2 tRNA genes and 1 rRNA gene are annotated in these 814 nt (G+C 52.1%); all 3 read right to left on the bottom strand.

The window, feature by feature from the left end:
- Window positions 1-233: 233 nt before the first annotated feature.
- Window positions 234-309 (bottom strand) — tRNA-Ala (locus H3Z84_RS05135).
- Window positions 310-579: 270 nt separating this feature from the next.
- Window positions 580-656 (bottom strand) — tRNA-Ile (locus H3Z84_RS05140).
- Window positions 657-724: 68 nt separating this feature from the next.
- Window positions 725-814, bottom strand: a 16S ribosomal RNA gene (locus H3Z84_RS05145); the annotation flags it as partial.

Raw genomic sequence — 814 nt, forward strand, 5'->3', positions numbered from 1 at the left:
ACCACTTCAACGACAACACCGGATAACGCTTGAAATCGCTATCACTTTGAACAGTTTCTCTCGGAGATAATGAGAGAAATCTATTCGTGTTCTATCTCGTCCAATTTGTTAAAGAGCAAATCTGACCCAGTGATCAGAAAGAAGACCTTCAGTCGCCACTCTCAACAGAGTCACACAACTGAAACGCTTGTTTCTGTACACTGCTAACCCATTAAGGCTAGTCAGTAAAAATTTGGTGGAGCCGAGGAGGATCGAACTCCTGACCTCCTGCGTGCAAGGCAGGCGCTCTCCCAGCTGAGCTACGGCCCCGTCTGCTTGTCCAGCCTTTGTCACTCGTCGTTGCAGTCTTCGCTCGCATCAGTCATGACCCATCGAGGGTCACTCCTTCACTCGCTCACACCGCGCCTAGATTGACAAAACCTGTCCGGCGCATCCGCGATTGCCTCAATGTTCGAGGCTTACTACACCAAGTCACCGATACGATTCGGCGAACTCGGAAAATTGGGTTAGCCTAGGCATCGACGGGTGTAGCGTGCGAGTAGCACGTGAGCCCGGCGATAACGACGGATAACGCAATTTTGGTGGGTCTGGGTGGACTTGAACCACCGACCTCACCCTTATCAGGGGTGCGCTCTAACCACCTGAGCTACAGACCCGAGTTTGCTCTCTTTATTAGCCAACCAAGTAATTCGTGTGGACTCTGACCGAAGCATTCGGCTTCGTTTAAGGAGGTGATCCAGCCGCAGGTTCCCCTACGGCTACCTTGTTACGACTTCACCCCAGTCATGAACCACACCGTGGTAATCGTCCTCCC

Origin of the sequence: Marinobacter sp. bablab_jr003, assembly GCF_016464245.1 — a bacterium.
Lineage (GTDB): Bacteria > Pseudomonadota > Gammaproteobacteria > Pseudomonadales > Oleiphilaceae > Marinobacter > Marinobacter vinifirmus.